Annotated in this window: 16 protein-coding genes; 9 read left to right on the top strand and 7 right to left on the bottom strand. The window is 74.6% G+C overall.

Annotated features, from left to right (window positions below; translation table 11 throughout):
• Positions 1-343: 343 nt before the first annotated feature.
• The gene (locus tag ACFY0I_RS08920; RefSeq protein WP_388892235.1) at positions 344-2,584 is read right to left on the bottom strand and encodes a SpoIIE family protein phosphatase; all 2,241 of its coding nucleotides are present in this window, start codon (positions 2,582-2,584) and stop codon (positions 344-346) included.
• Between the two features lie 164 nt (positions 2,585-2,748).
• Here ACFY0I_RS08920 and ACFY0I_RS08915 point away from each other — a divergent pair, with 164 nt between their 5' ends.
• Positions 2,749-3,390, top strand: coding sequence for a hypothetical protein (locus ACFY0I_RS08915; protein WP_388892232.1), 642 nt, complete (start codon positions 2,749-2,751; stop codon positions 3,388-3,390).
• Between the two features lie 119 nt (positions 3,391-3,509).
• On the opposite strand, the gene ACFY0I_RS08910 is transcribed toward ACFY0I_RS08915, so the two are convergent.
• The gene (locus ACFY0I_RS08910; RefSeq protein WP_388892229.1) at positions 3,510-4,997 is read right to left on the bottom strand and encodes a DUF6777 domain-containing protein; all 1,488 of its coding nucleotides are present in this window, start codon (positions 4,995-4,997) and stop codon (positions 3,510-3,512) included.
• Positions 4,998-5,124: 127 nt separating this feature from the next.
• On the opposite strand from ACFY0I_RS08910, the gene ACFY0I_RS08905 reads away from it, so the two are divergent.
• On the top strand, positions 5,125-6,378 hold the full coding sequence (locus ACFY0I_RS08905) for a streptophobe family protein (protein WP_388892226.1): 1,254 nt from the start codon (positions 5,125-5,127) through the stop codon (positions 6,376-6,378).
• On the opposite strand, the gene ACFY0I_RS08900 is transcribed toward ACFY0I_RS08905, so the two are convergent.
• From ACFY0I_RS08900 to ACFY0I_RS08890, 3 genes are read right to left on the bottom strand one after another with little or no spacing between them, the layout of a single operon-like run.
• The gene (locus ACFY0I_RS08900; protein WP_388892223.1) at positions 6,373-7,383 is read right to left on the bottom strand and encodes a protein kinase; all 1,011 of its coding nucleotides are present in this window, start codon (positions 7,381-7,383) and stop codon (positions 6,373-6,375) included. The genes ACFY0I_RS08905 and ACFY0I_RS08900 overlap by 6 nt on opposite strands.
• Positions 7,380-8,003, bottom strand: a complete 624-nt coding sequence (locus ACFY0I_RS08895) for a hypothetical protein (protein ID WP_388892220.1) — start codon at positions 8,001-8,003, stop codon at positions 7,380-7,382. The genes ACFY0I_RS08900 and ACFY0I_RS08895 overlap by 4 nt, the downstream gene beginning before the upstream one ends.
• Before the next feature lie 6 nt (positions 8,004-8,009).
• Positions 8,010-10,373, bottom strand: a complete 2,364-nt coding sequence (locus ACFY0I_RS08890; protein ID WP_388892217.1) for an FHA domain-containing protein — start codon at positions 10,371-10,373, stop codon at positions 8,010-8,012.
• 164 nt (positions 10,374-10,537) lie between these two features.
• Between ACFY0I_RS08890 and ACFY0I_RS08885 the strand changes: the two genes are divergently transcribed.
• From ACFY0I_RS08885 to ACFY0I_RS08865, 5 genes are all read left to right on the top strand, one after another.
• A complete protein-coding gene (locus tag ACFY0I_RS08885; RefSeq protein ID WP_388892214.1) occupies positions 10,538-11,623 on the top strand; it encodes a cation diffusion facilitator family transporter in 1,086 nt (361 codons plus the stop codon).
• A gap of 54 nt (positions 11,624-11,677) precedes the next feature.
• Positions 11,678-12,190, top strand: coding sequence for an NUDIX domain-containing protein (locus ACFY0I_RS08880; protein WP_388892211.1), 513 nt, complete (start codon positions 11,678-11,680; stop codon positions 12,188-12,190).
• Between the two features lie 48 nt (positions 12,191-12,238).
• Positions 12,239-13,495 carry a Tm-1-like ATP-binding domain-containing protein gene (locus ACFY0I_RS08875; protein ID WP_388892208.1) on the top strand — a complete coding sequence of 419 codons (1,257 nt, stop codon included), beginning with the start codon at positions 12,239-12,241 and terminating at the stop codon, positions 13,493-13,495.
• A 125-nt stretch (positions 13,496-13,620) separates the two neighbouring features.
• A complete protein-coding gene (locus tag ACFY0I_RS08870; RefSeq protein WP_388892205.1) occupies positions 13,621-15,264 on the top strand; it encodes a serine/threonine-protein kinase in 1,644 nt (547 codons plus the stop codon).
• Positions 15,261-15,863 carry a hypothetical protein gene (locus ACFY0I_RS08865; protein ID WP_388892202.1) on the top strand — a complete coding sequence of 201 codons (603 nt, stop codon included), beginning with the start codon at positions 15,261-15,263 and terminating at the stop codon, positions 15,861-15,863. The genes ACFY0I_RS08870 and ACFY0I_RS08865 overlap by 4 nt, the downstream gene beginning before the upstream one ends.
• 408 nt (positions 15,864-16,271) lie before the next feature.
• On the opposite strand, the gene ACFY0I_RS08860 is transcribed toward ACFY0I_RS08865, so the two are convergent.
• Positions 16,272-17,561 carry an ATP-binding protein gene (locus ACFY0I_RS08860; RefSeq protein ID WP_388892199.1) on the bottom strand — a complete coding sequence of 430 codons (1,290 nt, stop codon included), beginning with the start codon at positions 17,559-17,561 and terminating at the stop codon, positions 16,272-16,274.
• Positions 17,562-17,720: 159 nt separating this feature from the next.
• Here ACFY0I_RS08860 and ACFY0I_RS08855 point away from each other — a divergent pair, with 159 nt between their 5' ends.
• Positions 17,721-19,196, top strand: coding sequence for a hypothetical protein (locus ACFY0I_RS08855; protein ID WP_388892196.1), 1,476 nt, complete (start codon positions 17,721-17,723; stop codon positions 19,194-19,196).
• Between the two features lie 24 nt (positions 19,197-19,220).
• Here ACFY0I_RS08855 and ACFY0I_RS08850 read toward each other — a convergent pair whose 3' ends face one another.
• Complete coding sequence (locus ACFY0I_RS08850) at positions 19,221-20,039, bottom strand: alpha/beta hydrolase (protein WP_388892193.1); 819 nt, start codon at positions 20,037-20,039, stop codon at positions 19,221-19,223.
• Between the two features lie 215 nt (positions 20,040-20,254).
• On the opposite strand from ACFY0I_RS08850, the gene ACFY0I_RS08845 reads away from it, so the two are divergent.
• Positions 20,255-21,040: a trypsin-like serine peptidase gene (locus ACFY0I_RS08845; protein ID WP_388892190.1), complete on the top strand. Its 786-nt coding sequence runs from the start codon at positions 20,255-20,257 to the stop codon at positions 21,038-21,040.
• Positions 21,041-21,092: the final 52 nt, after the last annotated feature.

Raw genomic sequence — 21,092 nt, 5'->3', positions numbered from 1 at the left:
GCCGGCCCCGTACGACGCGCCCCGCCCGCCCGGCGGACGGGCGCTCCCCCACACGCCGACCGGCCGACGCGGGACGGGCACGCCGAGGACGCACCGCACCCGCGATCGTCGCCGGGGGCACAGCCTGCGCCCCCCTTGGGCTACCGAGGCCACCCGGCGATGTCGCCGCGGGCCACCCGCCCGCTCCGACGGCGGGTCGACGGTCGCACGACGCGGCTGCCGAAGGCCCTTGGCCGTGGCTCGCGCACGAACTTCGCCGCGGCTGCGGACGGTTGCCCCGCGCGGCGGGGTGGAGCGGACCTCGGCGCACACCAGGGTGAACAGCCCCCGGGCGGAAGGGGGTTCAGTCGTCCCACGCCACCTGCGGCGTGCTGGCCGGCTCGGACGGGGGTTCCGGTTCGGGTCGCGCCAGCCCCGTCCCCGCCGGCCCCGTCCCGGGGCCCCGCCCCGCACCCGCACCCGCACCCGGCACGGGACCCGCACCCGACCCCACCCCCGGCTCCGTCGGCACCGGCACCGGCGCCGGGCCCGGCGTCGGGACGTCGAACTCGCACCACACGCTCTTGCCGCTGCCGCGCGGCTCCACGCCCCACTCGTCCGCGAGCCGGTCCACCAGCATCAGGCCGCGGCCCGACACCGCCCAGTCCCCCGCCTCCCGGCGCCTCGGCAGGGCACTGCTCGTGTCCTCAACCTCGATGCGGATGCGGCCCCCCGCGGTCAGCCACATGACGACGTGCCCACCGCCGTCGGTGTGGACCAGGGCGTTGGTCATCAGCTCGTCCGCCGCCAGCTCGATCTCGTCGGCCCTCTCCCGGGCGCCCCACGCGGCGACCGCGGCCCGGATCAGGTGGCGGGCCATCGCCGGCCCCTCGGGATCGCCGGGCGTCAGCCGCTGGTGCAGCGGGCCTCCGCCGCGCGGGACGGCGGCGCCCCGCCGGCGCAGCAGGAGCAGCGCCATGTCGTCCCCGCCGCCCGCGTCCCCGACGAGGTCGCACAACACGTCGGCGAGTTCCTCGACGTCGGCGGGGCCCGCGCCGGCGGTGTCCATGAGCTCCCGCATGCCGGCCTCGGGGTCGCCGCCGGGCCGCTCGATCAGGCCGTCGGTGCAGAGCAGCAGGGTGTCCCCGGGGTGCAGTTCGAGGGACGTGACGGGGTAACCGGACCCGGTGCCCTGCCGGTCGCGCGGGGGCAGGCCCAGCGGGAGGCCGCCCGCGACCTGGATGCGGTGGCAGCTGCCGTCGCCGCGCCGCACGACGGGGTCGAGGTGACCGGCCCGGACCATGCGCAGCATGCCGGTGTTGAGGTCGACCTCGGCGTAGGTGCAGGTGGCGAAGCGGTCGGTGGCCAGTTCGCGCAGGAAGGCGGAGGCGCGGGCCATCGCCGTGCCGGGCGTGTGCCCCTCCAGCACGTACGCCCGGAGCACGATGCGCAGTTGGCCCATGACGGCGGCCGCGTCCGTGTCGTGGCCCTCGACGTCGCCGATCATCACGCCGACGCGGCCCGCGCCGAGCGGGATGACGTCGTACCAGTCCCCGCCGATGTCCCGGCCCATCCGGGCGGCCCGGTAGCGCACGGCGATCCGCGCGCCCGGCACCTCCGGGATGCGACGTGGCAGCATGGCCCGTTGGAGTCCCTCGGCGAGGTCGTGTTCCTGCTCGAACAGCATCGCCCGCTGGAGGCTCTGCGCGATGCCGCTGGCGAGGGCGACGAGGAGGTTGCGTTCCTCGGCGGTGAAGTCCCCGTCCCGCGTGTAGAGCAGCCCGAGCGCGCCGACGGGCCGCCCCTGGGCGATCAGCGGCAGGTAGACGCCGCTGCGCACGGAGAGCGGTTCGATGTACGGCCACAGTTGCGGGTAGCGCCGCTGGAACTCCTCCCGGGAGGAGATGTAGACGGGCTGCAGGGTCCGTACGGCCTCGCTCATCGGGAACCGGGCGTCGATGCGCGTGTACTCGATCTCCGGGACGTAGGTGCCCAGCTGTCCTTCGGCGACCAGATGGATCCGGCCGCCGTCGACGACCCCGAGCATGACGCTGACGGCGCCGAGGTGGCCGAGGGCCTCGCGGTCCTTGAGGACGTCGGTCACGTCGTTGACGGTGCGGGCGTGGGCGAGGATCGCGGTGGTCCGTTCGACGACGCCGGTCATCCGGCGCCGCCCCTCGTCCCGCTCGCCGGTGGCGCCGGGCTCACCGGGGTCGCGGGCGGCGTCGCGGAGGATGCCGATGATCCGGTACGGGCGGTCGTCCGGGTCCCTCAGGATGTGGCCCTGGAGGTGGATCCAGGCGGTGTCGCCGCCCGCGCGGGGGCTGCGGAAGTAGACCCCGTAGTGACTGCGGCCGTCCTGGAGGGCCTGCACGACGCGCCTGTCGTACCGCTCCTCCTCGCCCGGGGCGACGCGGGCGCGCAGCCCGGCCGGAGTTCCGTCGAACTCCTCCGGGCGCAGGTCGAGCACATCGAGCGCGGTGGCGTCCAAGTGCATGCGCCCGCTGTCGAGATCCCAGTCGAAGGTACCCATGCGGTTGAGCGCGAGGCTCAGATCAGGCCGCGCGGGCCAGTCGACCTCGGGGTTTCGTCCCCGTTGGTCCATGCAGCAAGGGTCTCACTGTTACCCCGTCCCCGGCATGCGCAGGGCGCGCCGGCGCCCCGATCGAGGGACGGACGCCGGTGGACCGGGGTGTCGCCTTTCCGGCACACTGCCGCTCCTGTGCCGGCTGCGGAGCCGGTGCGCCCGGCAGAAGGAGCAGCACCGCCTTGACGGACACCGACGCCTCGCCCCCGGATCCGACCGGGAACACCGTCCCGAGCGGCCCCGCAGGGCTCGACGAATCCCCGGCGGTCACCACGGTCGCAGCCCCGGCCGCCCCGACGGTACCGGCGCAGCCGGGACCGCCCGTCCCCCCGGTACCGCCCGCCCCGCCGATCGCGGCGCCGATCGTTTTCCCGGCCGGGTCCGGTCCGGCGAAGGCGTCCCGGCGGTGGCTCCTGCCCGTCGGGACGGGTCTGCTCGGCTTCCTCGCCGGGGCGGTGTTCGTCTGGTCGCTGCCGTGGGGCGGCGACGGTTCGGCGCAGACGTTCACCCTGACCGGGACGATGGCCCTGAGCGACAGCGACGGCTTCCTCTCCCTCACCGACAACGGGTGCGCAGGCAAGGGCGGCTACAAGGACATCCGGACCGGAACCTCGGTGACCGTGTACGACGACGCCGGCAAGGTGGTGGCCACCGGCTCGCTGGGCGACGGCACCCGGACGGGGCTGACCTGCGCCTTCCCGGTATCCGTCGCCGACGTGCCGAAGGGCGCGCGCTTCTACCAGGTCGAGGTCAGCCACCGGGGGAAGCTCACCGTCGCGAAGGACGAGGCCATGGCGGGCACCTTCGGCGCCTCCCTCGGCTGACCGGCCCGATCCGTCCCCGGCCCCCGCCCGTGCACGAGCCTTACGAGGTGCACGAGCCGCCGACCCGCACGAACCCGGGAACCTGCGCGAGCCCACCGCCCCGGGCGCCGCCGAGCGGGTCAGTCCCGGGAGGGCGGGACGGTCGCGGTACCGGTGCCGGTCGGGGTACCGGTGACCGTCGCGGTACCGGTGACCGTCGGGGTACCGGCCCGTTCCTGCTTCGGCCGGTCCGCCGGCCCCGACTCCGGCGTCCCCGTCGGGGTGCCGGAGTCGTCCCTGAGCCCGGGTGCCCGTGACTGCGTCGAGGGGCCGTCGGAGGTGTTCGGGGACGATCCGTCGGGCGAATCGGCCGGGGAGTCCTCGGGCGAGGCGGAGGACTCGTCGGAGGGCGTGTCCCCGGGGCTGTCGGAGGGCGAACCGTCCGGGCCGTCCGACGGCGACCCGTCCGGGCTGTCGGAATCGGTGACGGGCGGGCTGTCCGAATCGGTGACGGGCGGGGACGTCACGGGCGGCGAACCGTCCGACGCGGGCGGCGTCACCGGCGGACTCACCGGCGGGCTCACGGGCGGACTCACCGGCGGCGTCGTGTACTTCGGGGTGGGGATGACCGGCGGCGGGACGGGCCTGTCGGGCCGCGGGTCGGCGCCCCGCTCGCGCTCGAACCAGCGGCGGTCCTGGTGGTCGTAGATGACGATCTTGTTGACGATGGTCGCCGACGGGGCGATCACCACCACGTTCTGCGGCTGGTAGGAGTTCCACGGCCGCCCCTGCCGCTTCGCGTCCGCCGTCAGCGCGACGGCCGCCCCGAGCGGGTTCCCGCACGCGCAGCGCACCCGGGGCACGCCCCGGTCGTCCACGAGGACGGCCGTCCCGGCCTGGAGCACCGCCTGGTAGGGGTTGGCCCTGCCGTCGCGGAAGCCGTGGTTGGTGACGCGGGTGTCCAGGGCGAGCCGTACGGGGGTCAGGGAGCGCAGGTAGGCCGGTACGGCGGCCGGTCGGAGGCCGAGCGCGGAGGCGAAGGCGGCGTTCTTGGCGGGCTCCGCCGACAGCACCGCGATCTGCTTCTCGACGTCGCAGCTGGCCACGTTCTTCGTGCCGCCGTACAGGCCCGGGGTGGACCCGGTGACACTGCGGATGCCGACGGGAGCGCCAGTACTCCGTGTGGGTGACGTGGACGGTCCCGGCGGCCGGCTCGCGGGCGGCGCGACGGCCTCAGCGGCGGCCGTCGACTCGGTGAACGGGTCGGGTCCGGTCGCGGCGGCCGGCTGGAGGAACACCTCGGCGCCCGCCCGGTCGGGGGTGGGCGTACCCCCGCCGCCGGGCCGGGTCAGCACCACGACCAGGGCCGCGACGGCGGCCAGCGCGACGATCGCCGCTGCCGCCCCGCGCCGGGAGCGCCACCAGGGCCTCCCGGAAGGGCCGCCGCCGGGCGGCGCGGGCGGGCCCTGCGGGGGCGGCGCCCCCTGCCCGCCGCCCGAGAGCGGCCCGGAGGGCGGTCCCGACGGGGCTCCCGGGCCCCCCGGGGAAGGACCCCCCGACGACGGAGGTGCCCCGGACGGCGGCTGGTTCGGCTGCGGCGGACGTTCGCCGGAGGGTTGCGTGGTCACAGGCTCTCTTCCCAAGCGAACGTGCCGCCGACGAGCGGGGAGGTATCCGGACTTTTCGCGCTTCTGCCCACCATTGTCTGCGTCGTTCGGGTGGTGGCCGCAAGCCGGGAGTGCCTACCGTTGCAGGGTGATCCGTACCTCTCCGAGGGTCTGGCGGGACGCCCTCTTCGCCGTCGTGGTGGGCTTCGTGGTGATGGCCGCGGTGGCCGCGGTCGGACTCGCCTGCGCGGGCGCGGGCGGTCTGCCGGAGGGGGCGTTCCCCCGGGTGGTGGCCGCGGTGGTGGTGATGGCGGCCGGTGGCGCGGTGGAGGTGTCCGGCGGGGCCGGGTTCCTGGCCGAGGCGGACGCGAGCCTGTCCGTGCTCCCCCTGTCGGTCGCCCTCGCGGGCGCGCTCACCACGGGCGCCCTCTTCCTGCGCCCCCTGCACAACCGGGCGGTCGCCGGACCGGCCGAACTCCTGCTCCGTGCGGCCCGTCTGACGGTCCTGTGGCTGCTCGCGCTGCTCGGCGTCGCCCTCCTCGCCCGCCAGGACTTCGGCCTGAGCACGGGCGACTCGCCGCTCGGTGACATCGGCGAACTCCTCGACTCCGCCCCGACGGTGGGTTTCCGCGCCGACCTGCCCGCGACCCTCTTCTTCGGACTCCTTTGGATCCTCGGCCTGTTGCTGATCTCCCTGCTGATCTCCCGGCGCGCACCGCTGCCGGCCGGGCTGGTCCGTTTCCACGCGGCCGTGCGTCCGGCCGCCTTCGCCACGACCCTGCTGCTCCTCGCGTACGTGGTCCTCGGCCTCGGTGTCGGCGTGGTGGTCGCCCTCACCCAGGGGCACGCCGACCGGACCCTGGCCGTGCTCCTGCTGGGGCTGCCGAACCTCGTCTGGCCCGCGCTCACCCTCGGCTTCGGCGGGGCCTGGCGGGGCCGGGCCGAGGGACCCTTCGGGCTGCCGATGCCGCGGCTGCTGGACGAGGCCCTGCGCGGGCCGGAGCTGTCCACGGTGGACGTGGCCTCCCTCGCCGAGCGGGACGCCCGGGCCTGGTGGCTGGTGCCGGTGGCGGTCGTCCTGTTGCTCGGCGCGGGCGTGCTGGCCGCCGTACGCTCCCCCGTCCACGTGCGCCCGCGGCAGCACGCCCTCCACCTGGCCGTGGCGCTGGCCCTGGGCACCCTGACCGTGTGCCTGCTGGCCCGCGTCCAGGCGCAGTTCGGGTTGTCCCTGCTGGGCATCGGCGCGGGCGACGGCCTGGGCGGCACCGTCGAGTTCACGCCGATGCTGCTGCGCACCGTCGGTCTGGCCCTCCTGTGGGGTGCGGTGGCCGGTTTCCTCGGCGCCCTGCCGGCCCGCCCCCTGCGCCGCCGGGTCCCGGCCGGGGCACCCGCCCGATCATGAGGGCCCGGCCCGCCGGCCCCGCGGCTCCGGCCCGAACACCGGTAGCGCCCAGGACGGCGGCGCGGGGGCGTCCCGGGCGGCTTCCCCGGCGGGATCCCGGGCGGGCCCCGGCCCCCGCCCGCCCGCCGTACGGGCTCCTGCGGCGCGCAGGGCCGCGATGAAGTCCAGGCAGCCGTCCCAGCGGTCCTCGGGCGACTTCGCGAGCGCCTTCGCCAGCACGGCGTCGACCTCCGGGGGCAGCTCCGGGCGCTCCTCCGAGGGGGGCGGCGGCGGGTCGTACTGGTGGGCCCACAGCAGGGCGAGGTCGTCGTCGCGGCGGAAGGGCGGCCCGCCCGTCAGCATCTCGTGGACCACGCAGCCCAGCCCGTAGACGTCACAACGGCCGTCCACCGGCTTGCCGGAGATCTGCTCCGGGGCCACGTAGTCGAGGGTCCCGACGAACTGTCCGACCGTCGTGAACCCGGTGAGCGACAGCGACTTCTTCGTCAGTCCGAAGTCGGTGAGGTAGACGTGCTCGGGGTGGTCGCCGTCCGTGCCCTCCGCGACGAGGATGTTGCCGGGTTTCACGTCCCGGTGGACCAGGTCGTGGGCGTGCGCCGCGTCGAGCGCGGACGCGACCTGGCCCGCGATCCGCGCCACCGTCGGCATGGGCAGCGGGCCCGTCCGGTCGAGGAGGGCGCGCAGGTCCTGTCCGGCGACGTACCGCATCGCGATGTACAGGAGCCCCTCCGCCTCGCCCGCCTCGAACACCGGCACGATGTGCGGGTGGTCGATGGCCGCCGCGACCTTCGACTCGTGGGCGAAGCGCCCGCGGAAGGCGTCGTTGCGGGCCAGCTCCGGGGCCAGCACCTTCAGCGCGACCGTCCGGTCCAGGCGCAGGTCCCTCGCCCGGTAGACGACGGCCATGCCGCCCCGGCCGATCTCGTCCTCGACGAGGTACCCGGCGATCCGGCGCCCCGGCAGCCCGGAGGGCCGGCCGCGCGCCGCGTCGGCGGCGCCCGTCACGACCCGCCCCCGTCGGGCGTCCCGGTGACGCGGGTCGGGGCGTGCGGCACTTCGCGTACGTCGGCCCCTGCCCCGGGGTCGGGTCCGGGCGACGGCGGCTCCGGCGCGGGCGGAGCCGCCGGTTCCGCGTCGACCGCGTACGTCGTCAGGCGGCTCCCGTCCGCGTACATCCACCGTCCCGCCGACTCGTCGTAGATCCACAGCCGGTCCCCGTCGAGGACGACGCCGGCCCGCAGCCCGAGCGTGGCGCGGCGGACGCCGTCACCGTCGAGGCGGCCCGCCGCGAGGTCGGCGCCGGCCCGGCGGACGCGCTCCAGCGCCTCGGCGGTACGGGCGAGCAGCGGCCCGGGGTCCTCGGTCCGTTCGAGGGGCCGGCCCACCGTCGGGGGCGGCTGCGGGACCGCCACCAGGAGCCGTCCGTCGACCCAGGCGGACCATCCGTTGGAGCACAGGACCTCCCCCCACGCGCCCTGTCGGGACAGCAGTTGCACGGGGAGGAAGGCGTCGAGGGCCGCGGTGGGCCGGTTCGGGTCGGGGGCCTCCCAGGCGGGCAGTCCGTCGCCCGGGACGACGTGCGTGGGCCGGAATCCGGCGCCGGGCGTGCCCGGTGCGCTGTTCACCGGCGCCTACTTCCGCATGATCGCGGGCTCGTGCCGCCGCAGCAGCCGGGAGACCAGGACCCCGAACAGCACGGACAGTGCGACCAGCATGCCGATGTCGAGCAGCCACACCCCGGCGGAGTGGGCGAACAGGGGGTCGTCGGTGAGCGGGCCGGGCACGATCCGGGCGAGGTCGAGGGTGGCGGCCATCGCGCCGAGCGCCCAGCGCGAGGGGACGAGCCAGGCGAGCTGTTCGATGACGGGGACCCCGTCGAGTTGCAGGAGCGCCCCGCAGAAGACCACCTGCACGATGGCGAGGAGGACCAGCAGGGGCATGGTGACCTCCTCCTTCTTCACGAGGGCGGAGACGAGCAGCCCGAGCATCATCGCGGTGAACGACAGCAGGGCGACGGCCACGGTGATCTCCAGGAGCGGCGGCAGGAACACCCCTCGGCCGCCGGGTGCGCCGAGGTTCACGCCGAAGAGGCCGACGAAGGTGAGGACCACGGCCTGCGCGACGGTGATGGCGCCGAGCACCACGACCTTGGACATCAGGTAGGCCGATCTGGAGAGCCCGACCGCGCGTTCCCTCTGGTAGATCACCCGTTCCTTGACGAGTTCCCGGACCGCGTTGGCGGCGCCCGTCAGGACGCCGCCGACGCACAGGATCAGCAGGGCGTTGATCGCCGAGTCCCTGGTCAGCGTGGAGCCGGCGAGGGCGCGGGCCATGGCGCCCATCACGAACGGCAGCGCGATCATGATGGCGAGGAAGGTGCGGTCGGCGCCGAGGGCGGCGGCGTAGCGCCGGATCAGCGTGGAGAGCTGGGAGCGCCGGCTCTGTGGGGTGGGCCGCGGCGCGACGGCGGTGGCGGGCCGGGTTCCACCGGGCAGCGGGGGACGGACGGTCCCGGTGACGTACCTGCGGTGCTCGGGCGAGGCCGCGTACTGGCCGGCCCAGTCGCGGTCCCGCTCGTTCTCGAAGGCTTCGAAGGCCTCGGGCCATTGGGTGAAGCCGAAGAAGTCCAGGGTCCGCCCGGGCGGACCGTAGTAGGCGGTCCGGCCGCCCGGCGCCAGGACCAGCAGCCGGTCGCAGACGTCGAGGCTGAGCACGCTGTGGGTGACGACGATGACGGTTCGGCCGTCGTCGGCGAGGCCGCGCAGCATGTGCATGACGGAGCGGTCCATGCCGGGGTCGAGGCCGGAGGTGGGCTCGTCGAGGAAGAGCAGGGAGGGTTTCGTCAGCAGTTCGAGGGCGACGGAGACGCGTTTGCGCTGGCCGCCGGAGAGGCTGTGGATGGGCTGGTCGGCGCGCTGTACGAGGCCGAGTTCGCCGATCACCTCGTCCACCCGGGCCTGCCGTTCGGCCTTGGCGGTGTCCTGGGGGAAGCGGAGTTCGGCGGCGTAGGTGAGGGCGCGCCGGACGGTGAGTTGGGCGTGCAGGATGTCGTCCTGGGGGACGAGGCCGATGCGGCTGCGCAGCTCGGCGTAGTCGCGGTAGAGGTCGCGGCCGTCGTAGAGAACGCTGCCGTGGTCGGCGGGGCGCAGGCCGGTGAGGGCGCCGAGCAGGGTGGATTTGCCGGCGCCGCTGGGGCCGATGACGGCGAGCAGGCACTTCGCGCCGACGGGGAAGGAGACGTGGTCGAGGAGGGTCTTGCGGCCGTGGTCGACGGTGACGGCGAGGTCCTGGACGTCGAGGGAGATCTCGCCGGTGTCGACGTACTCCTCGAGCCGGTCGCCGACGAGGCAGAACGCGGAGTGTCCGATGCCGACGATGTCGCCGTCGGTGACGGGCGCCCGTTCGACGGGTGCTCCGTTGAGGTAGGTGCCGTTGTGGCTGCCGAGGTCGGCGATCTCGTAGCCGCCGTCGGCGAGGGCGCGCAGTTCGGCGTGCCGGCGGGAGACGACGAGGTCGTCGAGGACGAGGTCGTTGGCGGGGTCCCGGCCGATCGTCACGGCGGTCCGCGCGGGCACCGGCCGGACGCTGGTGGGGCGGCGGAAGGTGCCGGTCAGGGCGGGGGCGAAGACGCCCGAGGGCTGGGCGGGGGCGTCGACGGGGGTGGGCGCGGGGGGCGTGCGCCCGACGAGGATGACGCGCGGGCCGTCCTGGGGGCTGCCGAAGCGCAGTTCGCTGCCGGGGCCGATGTTCCAGGCGTGGACGCGGTGGCCGTCGGCCCAGGTGCCGTTGGTGCTGCCCTCGTCCTCGACGGTCCAGTGGTCGCCGTCGGGGCGCAGTACCGCGTGGTGCCAGGAGACGCGGGCGTCGTCGAGACAGATCTCGCACAGGGGGTCGCGGCCGACGTGGTAGGTCCGCTCCGGGCTCATCTCGGTGGAGCCGCGGGCGGTTTCCAGGACGAGTTCGGGTGGGGTCGGCACACCGGGGCGCTGGACCATGGACAGATTTTCCCATGATCCTGCGCTGCCGGCATAACAGCAGGTCAGGGGCGTGTTAAAGGTAATGACAACGGTCCCCGTTGCAGCCTTTGCCGATCTCGTCGCGGTGCGCTTCACTTCACGCGTCGGAACCGAACAAACGGCGAACAAAGACGGGGGAAGCGATGAGCGCGCACGAGCACGCGCACGAGCACGGACACCCGGGGCGAGGCGGCCGGGAGGGCCGGGGCCCCGCCGGGCGTGAGCACGCCGAGCACGGTCAGGGCGCCCACGCGCACGGCCCCGGCGGTCACTCCCACGGGGTCGACCCGGACGCCGACCGCCGCTGGTTGGCCATCGCCCTGGCCCTGATCTGCGGGTTCATGGCGATCGAGGTGGTCATCGGCGTCATGGCGCATTCGCTGGCGCTGATCTCCGACGCCGCGCACATGCTGACGGACGCCGTCTCGATCGTGCTGGCGCTGATCGCGATGCGGCTGGCGGCCCGTCCGGCCCGCGGCGGTTACACGTTCGGCCTCAAGCGCGCCGAGATACTTTCGGCGCAGGCCAACGGATTGACGCTGCTGCTGCTGGCGGTGTGGTTGGCGTACGAGGCGGTACGACGTCTGTTCGATCCGCCGCCGGTGGAGGGCGGGCTGGTGCTGGTGACGGCGTTGGCGGGCATCGTCGTCAACGTGGCGGCGGCCTGGTGCATCTCCCGGGCGAACCGGTCCTCGCTGGCCGTGGAGGGCGCCTACCAGCACATCCTGAACGACCTGTTCGCCTTCATCGGGACGGCGGTGGCCGGCCTGATCGTGCTGACCACCGGTTTCCGGCAGGCCGACTCCATCGCCTCGCTCGTGGTGGTCGTACTGATGGTCAAGGCGGGCTACGGGCTCGTCCGCGAGTCCGGGCGGATCTTCCTGGAGGCGGCGCCGGCCCATCTGGACCCGGACGCGGTCGGCGACCGACTCGCCGGACAGCCGCCGGTGACGGAGGTCCACGACCTGCACATCTGGACGATCACCTCGGGGCAGGCGGCGCTGTCCGCGCACGTGCTGGTGGAGCCGGCGGGCGACTGCCACGCGGTGCGCCGGGACCTGGAGGCGCTGCTGGAGAAGGAGTACGGGATCACCCACACCACCCTCCAGGTGGACCACGTCCAGGACGCGCTGCTGTCGGTGGGCCGGGCGGGCGAGGACCAGGCGGGCGACGGGCACTGCGCCGACGCCCACGGCCCGGTGCACCGGCAGGGACCCCACCCGCACTGACGCCCGCCCCGCCCCGATCATTGAGCGCGACCGGGGCGGGGCATACATGGGTCCATGACGGGACCGAAACGCCACAAACGCAGCGCCGGCCTGCTCCTCTTCCGGCGGACCACCGCCGGGGCCGACGGAGCCGCCGGGGATCCCGGCCCCGCGATCGAGGTGCTGCTGGGACACATGGGCGGTCCGCTGTGGTCGGGGCGGGACGCCGGGGACTGGGCCATCCCGAAGGGCGAGTACGGGCCGGACGAGACCCCGCGTGACGCGGCCCGCCGGGAGTTCACCGAGGAGATCGGGCTGCCGCCGCCGGAGGGCGAGTACCTGCCGCTGGGCGACGTACGGCTGACGAGCGGCAAGCTGGTGACCATCTGGGCGGTGGAGGCGGACCTCGACCCCGCGCTGATGGTGCCCGGGACCTTCACGATGGAGTGGCCGCCGCACTCGGGCCGCGAGGAGGAGTTCCCCGAACTGGACCAGGTGGCCTGGTTCGCTCCCCCGGTGGCCAGAAACAAGCTGATGGCATCTCAAATCCCGTTCCTGGAGCGACTGTTGGGACTTCTGAAGGGTTGACCCGACCTTTACTTGCCAACAAACCCCACCTGCATGGACATTGCACATATGACGAACGTCGTGCTGGTGGGAACCCTGGACACCAAGGGTGTCGAGTACGGCTGGCTGCGCGAGAGGCTGTCGCGCGCCGGCGTCGAGGTGATCCTGGTCGATACCGGGATCATGGGAGAACCGAAGGTGCCCGCGGACGTGCCGCGTGAAGCGGTCGCCCGGGCAGCGGGAACGGAACTGGCGCACCTGCGCGCGGCCGCCGACCGGGGCGCGGCCGTGACCACGATGGCCAAGGGGGCCGAGGCGACCTTGTTACGGCTGCACGCCGAGGGTCGGCTGCACGGGGTCCTCGCGATCGGGGGCAGCGGCGGCACCTCCATCGCGAGCCGCGCGATGCGGGCCCTGCCGTTGGGCGTGCCGAAGGTGATGGTCTCGTCGATGGCGTCCGGGGACGTGGCCCCGTACGTCGGCTCCTCGGACCTCACGATGATGTACAGCGTCGTGGACATCGCGGGGATCAACAGCGTCTCCGCCCCGGTACTGGCCAACGCGGTGGAGGCCGTGGCCGGGATGGCGAAGGGCTGGGCCCGCACCGCCGGGGACCCCGGCCGACCGGCCCGGCTCGGGTCGGGTCCCCGTCCGCTCGTCGCGGCCAGCATGGCGGGCGTGACCACCATCGGGGTGGACGCGGCCCGGGAGCGGCTGACGGAGCTGGGCTACGAGGTGCTCGTCTTCCACGTCAGCGGCTCCGGCGGCCGCACCCTGGAGACCCTGGCCGGCCAGGGCGTGTTCGCGGGCGTGCTGGACCTCACCCTCAGCGAGCTCGCCGACGACCTGTGCGGCGGCATCCTGACCGCCGGACCCGACCGGCTCACCGCGGCCGGGCGGGCGGGGGTCCCGCAGGTGGTGAGCCTGGGGGCGTTGGACATGGTGAAGTTCGGGCCGCTGGAGAGCCTGCCGGAACGGGCCCGCTACCGCCGGGTGCGCGTCCACAACCCGTCGATCACGGTGATCCGAACCACCGAGTCCGAGTGCGCGGAGCTCGGCCGTCGGGTCGCGGCCAAACTGCGGGGCTCGACGGGGCCGACGGAGGTCTGCGTCCCACTGCGCGGACTGTCGACGCTCGGCGCCCCGGGCGGGCCTTACCATGACCCCGGCGCGGACCGGGCCCTGTTCTCGGCGCTGCGCGAAGGATTGCGGGGCAGCGCGGCCCGGATCCACGATTACGACACCCACATCAACGACCCGTCCTTCGGCCGGGCCGCGGCCGACCGGTTGCACGCCATGATCGGCGCGCTCGCGGCCGCGGCCTGACCGCACACCGCTGCGAGACGCCCCTCCCGGTTGGGAACCAGCCGTGGCGGAAACGTGTCCCTGGTGGTGGCCGGTCGGGTACGACGGGTGCGGGATGCGGCGATGCCACGGGTGGGGGGCGAACGATGAGCGGTGAGTGGACGGTACCGGGATACAGCGAGGTACGGGAGCTCGGGGCGGGCGGCAGCGGGCGGGTGGTGCTGGCCGTCCACGACGGGACGGGCACCGCGGTCGCCGTGAAGTACCTGAGCGACAGGCTGCGCGAGGACCCCGCCTTCGTCCGGGAGTTCCGGGCGGAGGCGCGGCTCCTCGGCGGCCTCGGCTCCCCGTACGTGGTGGGCCTGTACGAATACGTCGAGGCGCCGGGCGGCGCCGCGATCGTGATGGAACTGGTCGACGGTATCTCCCTGCGCGCGCTGCTCAAGCAGTCCGGCCGTTCCGAGCCGGAGGCCGCGCTGGTGGTGCTGAAGGGCTCCTTGCTGGGGCTGGCGGCCGCGCACCGGGCCGGTGTCGTCCACCGCGACTACAAGCCGGAGAACGTGCTGGTCGCCGCGGACGGCTCCTCCAAGCTCGTGGACTTCGGGATCGCGGCGGGGCGCGGCACGACGCCCGGTGTCGCGGGCACGCCCGCGTACATGGCCCCCGAGCAGTGGCAGGGCCGGCCGGCCTCGCCGACGGCGGACGTGTACGCGGCGACGGCGACCTTCTTCGAATGCCTGACGGGCCGCAAGCCGTACGACGGGGAGAACTTCGCGGAGCTCGCCGTCCAGCACATCGAGGCACCGGTACCGGAGACCGAGGCCCCGGAGCCGGTGCGCCCGCTGATCCGACGGGGTCTGGCCAAGCTGCCCGAGCAGCGTCCGGAGAACGCCGAGGCCTTCGTCGCCGAGCTGGAGGACGTCGCGCTGGCCGCCTACGGGCCGCAGTGGGAGGAGCGCGGGCAGCGCAAGCTGGCGGCGCTGGCCGCCCTGTTGCCGCTGCTGTTCCCGTCGGCGGGAGCCGCGGCGGCGGGCACCACCGCGGTGGCCACCACCTCGGTCGGCGGCCCGTCGGTCTGGGCTCCGGGGCGCGGCGGCTGGCTGGCGACCGGTCTGGCGCTGGTGCTGGGCGCGCTCCTGGTGCTCACGACCGACGCCATCGGCGGCACCCCGCCGGGTGCGTCCGCGCTCAGCGACTTCGCCACGACGCGCCCGTCCCCGCCGGGCGGCGCCTCCCCGCACCCGGCCCCGTCGGCGACGGTGTCCGCCGGCCCGAGCCCTTCCACGTCCCCGAGCACGTCCCCGTCGGCCTCGCCGTCGCCGTCGCCCTCCGCGTCCGCGACGCCGTCGCCCTCGTACGCGGCCCCGCACCCGCCGAGTCCGAGCCATTCGGTGAGCCCGAAGCCGACGGTGACCTGGTCGCCGACGCCGACGCCGACGCCGAGCCCCACCCCGACACTGCGGGTGACCAAGGTCGACGTGTCGCTGGCACCGGGCATCTACCGCGGTGACGCCACGGTGTCGGTCGCCGCTCAGGGCACCGGCACGGTCACCGTGGTGGTGGAGTGGTTCCTCGGCACCGCTCCCGGCGCCCTGAGCACGGCCGACGGCAGCGAGACGTTCGTCGTGCAGGCCGGTTCCCTCGCCCCGGTGGTCCGCTCCCACGCCTTCAGCCGGGGCAACGGCTGCTACGGCGGGGTGCGGGTCACCACCAAGCCCGCCGCCGGGAACTCCTCGGCGTCCGACTCGCAGTTGCTGCGCCGCTGCCAGCAGCCGGAGCCGCCGCGATGAACGAGTCCCGCGCATCGCACGCCGATGACGAGGAGTACAGCGCCACGGTCCTCGGCAGTCACTGGTTCACCGGTCCCCCGCCGCCCGCCGACGCGGCCCCCGACCGGGTCGAGGGGTCCGTGCTGCGGTTCGGGCCCGGGGTGACGGCGGCCGTGCCGGCCCCGTTCCCGCTGGTCGCGGCGCCGCTCGCGCCGCCCGCGCGCAGGGGCGGCTGGCGCCGGTACACCCTCGCCGTCGTGGTCCTGGCGCTCGTCCTCGGCTACCTGGGCCAGCAGCGGTTCGGGCCCTCCGTCGAAGTACGGGACGTCAAGGTGAGCACCGACCCGCAGGGGCCCGACTGCGACGCCGCCGCCGACGTGGTGGCCTTCGTCTCGACGAACGGCCGCCCCGGCACCCTCGTCTACCGCTGGGTCCGCAGTGACGGGACCCGCTCCCAGGAGCTCACGGAACGGGTGCCCAGCGGCCGGGATCAAGCCGCGCTGCACCTGCTGTGGACGTTCCAGGGCACGGGGAGCCATCCGGCGAAGGCCGAGTTCCAGCTGATCGAGCCCGTACGGCGCACCGCGTCGGTGGAGTTCACGTACCGCTGCCGGCCGTGACGGCGGGTCCGGCGGCCGACCGTCCGGACATCCTGATCACGGCGAGGCCGCCGTCGAGGTCCACGCGGGAGTGCGGCGGGTGGCTCGACCGCAACCCCCTCGTCCGGCCGACCGGAAGGGACGGCCCCGGGTCCGTGGCCCGGGGCCGTCCTTCCGGCCGGCCGGACGAGGCCGTCCGGCCGAAGCGCCGCCCACCGTTGCGCTGGTTGACTCGGAGGTGTTGACGAGGGCGTGCAGGACGCCCTCCGGCACCCCTGCGGGCCACGTTCCAGCCGGCGACACACCCCAACCGGAACGTGGCCGTCCCGCGCGGATGCCAAGTCCGCGCGGGGAGGCCCGCAGCCGCTTTGGGGAGTGGCTGCGGGCCGCTTCGTTTCCGTCCCCCCGCCGCAACCGGGGGGACGGAGTTCAGAACCGGGCGTGGGCGGTGATGTCCGCCTCGAACTCGCCCGTCATCGCCGGCGTCACCGTGGGCCGGCACTGGGCGACCGCCGCCAGGTAGTCCCCCGTGGCCGCGCCGAGCTGCGCGGCGGCGGCGCCCCTCGCGCCCACGGCCTCGAGGTCCCGCTCGAAGGACACCTGCGCCGCGATCCGCGCCGCGTGCTCGATGTCGGCGGGGGTGAACAGTTCGGTCGCCGCCACCAGCGCCGCCACGTCCACGTCCGCGCGTCCGGCCGTGTACCGGGACCAGATCGCGGCGCGCGCCCCGGCGTCGGGGGTGCCGATCGGGATCAGGTAGTCGAAGCGGCCGGGCCGCAGGAACGCCGGGTCGAGCGAGCGGACCGAGTTGGTCGCGCAGACCAGCAGCCGTTCGTCGCCCTCCCGGAAGCCGGGTATCAGCTTGAGGAGTTCGTTCGTGACGCCGTGGATCCCGCCCGGCTGCGCGGGCTCGGTGCGCACCGGCGCGATCTCCTCGACCTCGTCGATGAAGACGAGCACCCGTTCCAGTTCGGCGATCCGGGCGAAGGCGTCGCGCAGCGCGGCGGCCAGGTTGCCCTCGTCCGCGAGACGGGACGGCAGCAGTTCCACGAACGGCCAGCCGAGCCGGGAGGCGATGGCCCGCGCGAAGGTGGTCTTGCCGGTTCCGGGCGGGCCGAAGAGGGTGATGGCGCGCGGCGGGCGAACCCCGTGGGACGCGGCCCGTTCGGGTTCGGCGAGCGGCAGCACCACGCGCCGCTCGATGAGGTCCTTCTCCTTCTCCATCCCGGCGACCTTGTCCCACAGGTCGCTCGGCAGGAACCGGCCGCCGAGGTCGTCGAGGAGGCCGGCGGCCGGCCCGTGCAGCGGCTCCGTCTTCTCGAAGTAGGCGACGGCGGGCTGCCGGGTGTAGCCGGCGTTGAGGAGGCCCTCGCCGAGCATGTCCTCCTCGGGCAGGACGTACGCGATGCGGCCGACGCGGGCGGCGATGAGCCGGCGCTCGAGTTCGACGAGCAGGGCGCTGGCCAGTCCCCGGCCGCGCCAGCCGGAGGCGATCGCGATGCGCATCACCCAGGCCCGCTCCCCCGTGACGCAGGCGAGCGCGGCCCCGATCGGGACGCCCTGGTGGACGGCGACCACGCAGGGCTGCCGGTCGGTGAGGGCGCTGATGCACTCGGCCAGGGAGAAGACGGACTCCTGGCCGAGCTCGGCCGTGGTGTCGATCAGGTGGACCACCGCTGCGAGATCGCTCTCGCGGTAGTCGTGGATGAGCCAGTTCACCGGGTACCGCCCCTCGTTCGTGCTCCTGCGGTGAGGCTAGGGGCGGGTGGGCCGGTACTCACGCTCCGTCATGCACAACACCGCGTCCGGAAACCGTCCGTGTCGTCCATAGACTGGTGTCTTCCACCGACGACCCCCACCGAGGATCCGCGCGCCTTCATGACATCCCACATACCCGACGTCGCGCCGGCCCGCCGTCCTTCGCTCCTCGTCCGGTGGGTGCCGGTCCTGTGGACCCTGGCCCTCGGTTCGTGGGGGCTCTCCCGGCAGGACAGCGTGTGGCGGGACGAGGCGGCGACCTGGCAGGTCGCCCGCCGGTCGACGGGCGAGATATGGGCGATGCTCGGCAACGTGGACGCGGTGCACGGCCTGTACTACCTGTTCATGCACGGCCTCTTCGAGGTGTTCGGCGCCGGAACGACGACGTTGCGGCTGCCGTCCGTGCTCGCGGTCGCGGCGGGCGCCGCCTGCGTGGCCGTGATCGGGGACCGGCTGTCCGGGCCCGCGACCGGGCTGGGCGCCGGCTTGGCCCTCGGGCTGCTGCCCGCCGTGCAGTTCCACCTCCAGGAGGGCCGGCCCTACGCGCTGGTCGCCGCCGGGGCCGCGCTGTCGGCGCTGCTCCTGGTGTCCCTCGTCCGGGACGGACCCGGGCGGCCCGGACGACGGACGTGGCCGCGCTGGACGGCGTACGGGCTCCTCGTGCTGGCCTGCGCCCTGCTGAACTGGCTGTCGCTCCTGGCGCTGCCCGCGCACGCGGTGACCCTGTGGTGGGTGCGGGCCGGACGCGGCGTGTGGCTGCGCTGGGCGGGAGCCGCCGCGGGCGCGGTGACGGGGGTCCTGCCGCTGATCCTGTTCAGCCGGGGTCAGTCCGACCAGGTGTCCTGGATACCGCCGCTGACCTGGCACATGTTGATCGGGCCGGGCATCCTGCTGGCCGTCGGGGCCCTGGGGGCGTGGGCGGACCGACCGGCCCGGGGCCGGCTCTCGGTGGCCGCCGTGGGGCTTCCCCTGCTGGCGGTGCCGCAGCTCGGACTGATCGGGCTGTCGCTGGCGCAGCCCCTGTTCCTGGACCGCTACGTACTGTTCAGCATGCTGGGCCTGGCCCTGTTGATCGGCGCCGCACTGGGCGCGGGCGCCCGGGCCCTGGCGCCCCGCCGCCCGAGGGCCTCAGCACTGTTCGTCCCGGCCGTGGCGGGGGTGGCGGTGCTGGCCCTGCTGCCCGTGGAACTCGGCAAGCGGGCCCCGGCCAGCCGGGTCGACGACGTGCTGGCCGTGGCCGGTGAGGTGGCCCGGCTGGGACGCGCCGGGGACGCGGTGCTCTTCGTACCGGCCGCCCGACGCGACACCGCCCTCGTCTCCCCCGGCCCGTTCCGGGACCTGGCGGACGTGGCCCTGGCCGAGAGCCCCACGGCCTCCGCGACCCTGAAGGGCGAGGAGGCCGACCCGTCCCGGATCCGTGCGGCCCTGCTGGAGCGGCGGCGGGTCCTGCTGGTCACGGACTCGGACGCCGTCGCCCGCCCGCCGAGCTCCGAGCGTGACAGGGCGAAGGCGGCGGTCCTGCGCGCGCACTTCACGGTGGTCGAGGACCACCAACTGCGCGGCCGCCGCGTCACCGTCTGGGAACGCCGCGGCTGACGCGTCGGCTCGTCCCGAGAGGGGTCAGCGGGCGCCCGCCATGGGGCGGGCGTGGGTGGCGAGCCAGGTGAGGGAGGCGGTGGCGAGCTCGGGCCAGCCGCGGTCCACGACCAGGGAGTGGCCGCGGTCCTCGAAGCACTGGTACTCGGTGACGGCCGGCGAGTGCCGGTACTGCTTGTACGTGGACCGCGTCAGCACGTCGGGCACGGTGTGGTCGAACCTGCCGGACATCAGGAGCAGCGGGCCGCGCGACGCGTTGTCGGTGTTCACCCGGGCCGCCGAGTGCGGGGTGAAGTTGCCGAGGGCGAGCTGGAACAGCGGCCGGGCGGGGCTCGGAATGGTCCAGGCGTCGAAGAGCGCCTCCGCGTCCGCCTCGGAGACGGCGTTGGCGAAGGCGTGACGGAACTGCTCCCGGCTGAGCGAGACCGCGCGGTGAATGTTGCCGGGGTCCCGCAGGAAGGCGAACGCCGACTTCGCCTGGGCCGGGGCCAGCGCTTTGACCCCCTTGATCTGGCCCGGTGAGATCGCCACGGCCGCCGACGCGAGGCCCTCGCCGAGCAGGTGCTGCGCGACGAATCCGCCGACGGAATGCCCGACCAGCACCGGCGGGGCGGAGAGCGTACGGATCACCCGCGTGTACGCCTCGGCTATGTCGGCCAGACCCACGCCGCCCTGCGGCTCGGGCAGCCGGCGGGCCCCGGTGACGGTATCGGGCACCCCCGGCCACTCCGGCATCATGGGCTCGTACCCGGCTTCGTGGAAGCGGTCGGCCCAGCCCTGCCAGCTCGTCGAGTGCAGCCACAGGCCGTGGATGAAGATCACGGGTGTGCGCCGTGCGGTCATGACGGGACCTCCTGAAGGCCTGGGCCCCCCTGGACAGCACCTCTGCCAGTCTCGCCCCGCAGGACGGGTCCCGCCTGTGCGGCGGCCTCTCGGGCCGGCCGTCGGCCGTCCCACCTCCCGCCCGGGGCGCCCCTCCCGGATTCACAGCTGATTCATATGGAATTTCTGGCTCCGCACACGGTTTCGACGGGGAGGCTCGGAACATGATCCATGGCATGTTCCCCCGACAGGCCGGCCGCCCCCGCGCCCGGCGCGCCTCCCGGATCCTGCTCGCCCTGAGCGCGACGGCAGCCCTGCTGGGCGTGGACGTCCCCGACCCGCCGGCCGCGCCGCCCCTGGGCTTCACCGTCGGAGCCCGCCCCGGGGCGACGGCGGACCGGGTGGGCGCGCTGTTCGCGGGCGGGCTGGACGGCGGCCACTTCTGCACCGCCGCCGTGGTGCGCAGCGAGGGTCACGACCTGATCGCGACGGCCGCGCACTGCCTGGACGACCCGGACACCGCGGTGTTCGCCCCGGGCTACCGGGACGGCGAGGCCCCGTACGGGGTGTGGCGGCTGACCGGCGTGTACGTCGCCCCGGGCTGGCGGGACGAACAGGACCCGGACGCCGACATCGCCTTCGCGACGCTCGCCCCGCTGGACGGCGCCCGGATCGAGGACGTCCTCGGCGGGTTCCCCGTGGCCGGGCGGCAGCCGGACGACGTCCCCGTCACGATCCTCGGCTACCCCAGCACCCGCGAAACCCCGCTGAGCTGCACCAACACCACCGAGCTGTTCTCCGGGACGCAGCGCCGCATCGACTGCCCCGACCTCAGCGGGGGCACCAGCGGCAGTCCCTGGCTCGCGGACGGGAAGCTGGCCGGGGTGCTCGGCGGGTACGAGGGCGGCGGTACGGTCCCGGAGGTCTCGTACAGCGCGGTGATGGGCGAGCGTGCGCTGGCGCTGTACCGGGAGGCGTCCGCGCCGGGCGCCTTCGCGCTGGTCCCGCGGTCCACCGGATGAGCGTCACCGGCCGGGAGCCGGTGCGGGGGTCGGCGGTCGGTGCGGGGGGCAT

The sequence above is a fragment of the Streptomyces sp. NPDC001568 genome (assembly GCF_042893755.1).
Taxonomy (GTDB): domain Bacteria; phylum Actinomycetota; class Actinomycetes; order Streptomycetales; family Streptomycetaceae; genus Streptomyces.
Note: the sequence above shows the minus strand (reverse complement) of the source record. Positions and strands in the feature narration are given on the sequence as shown.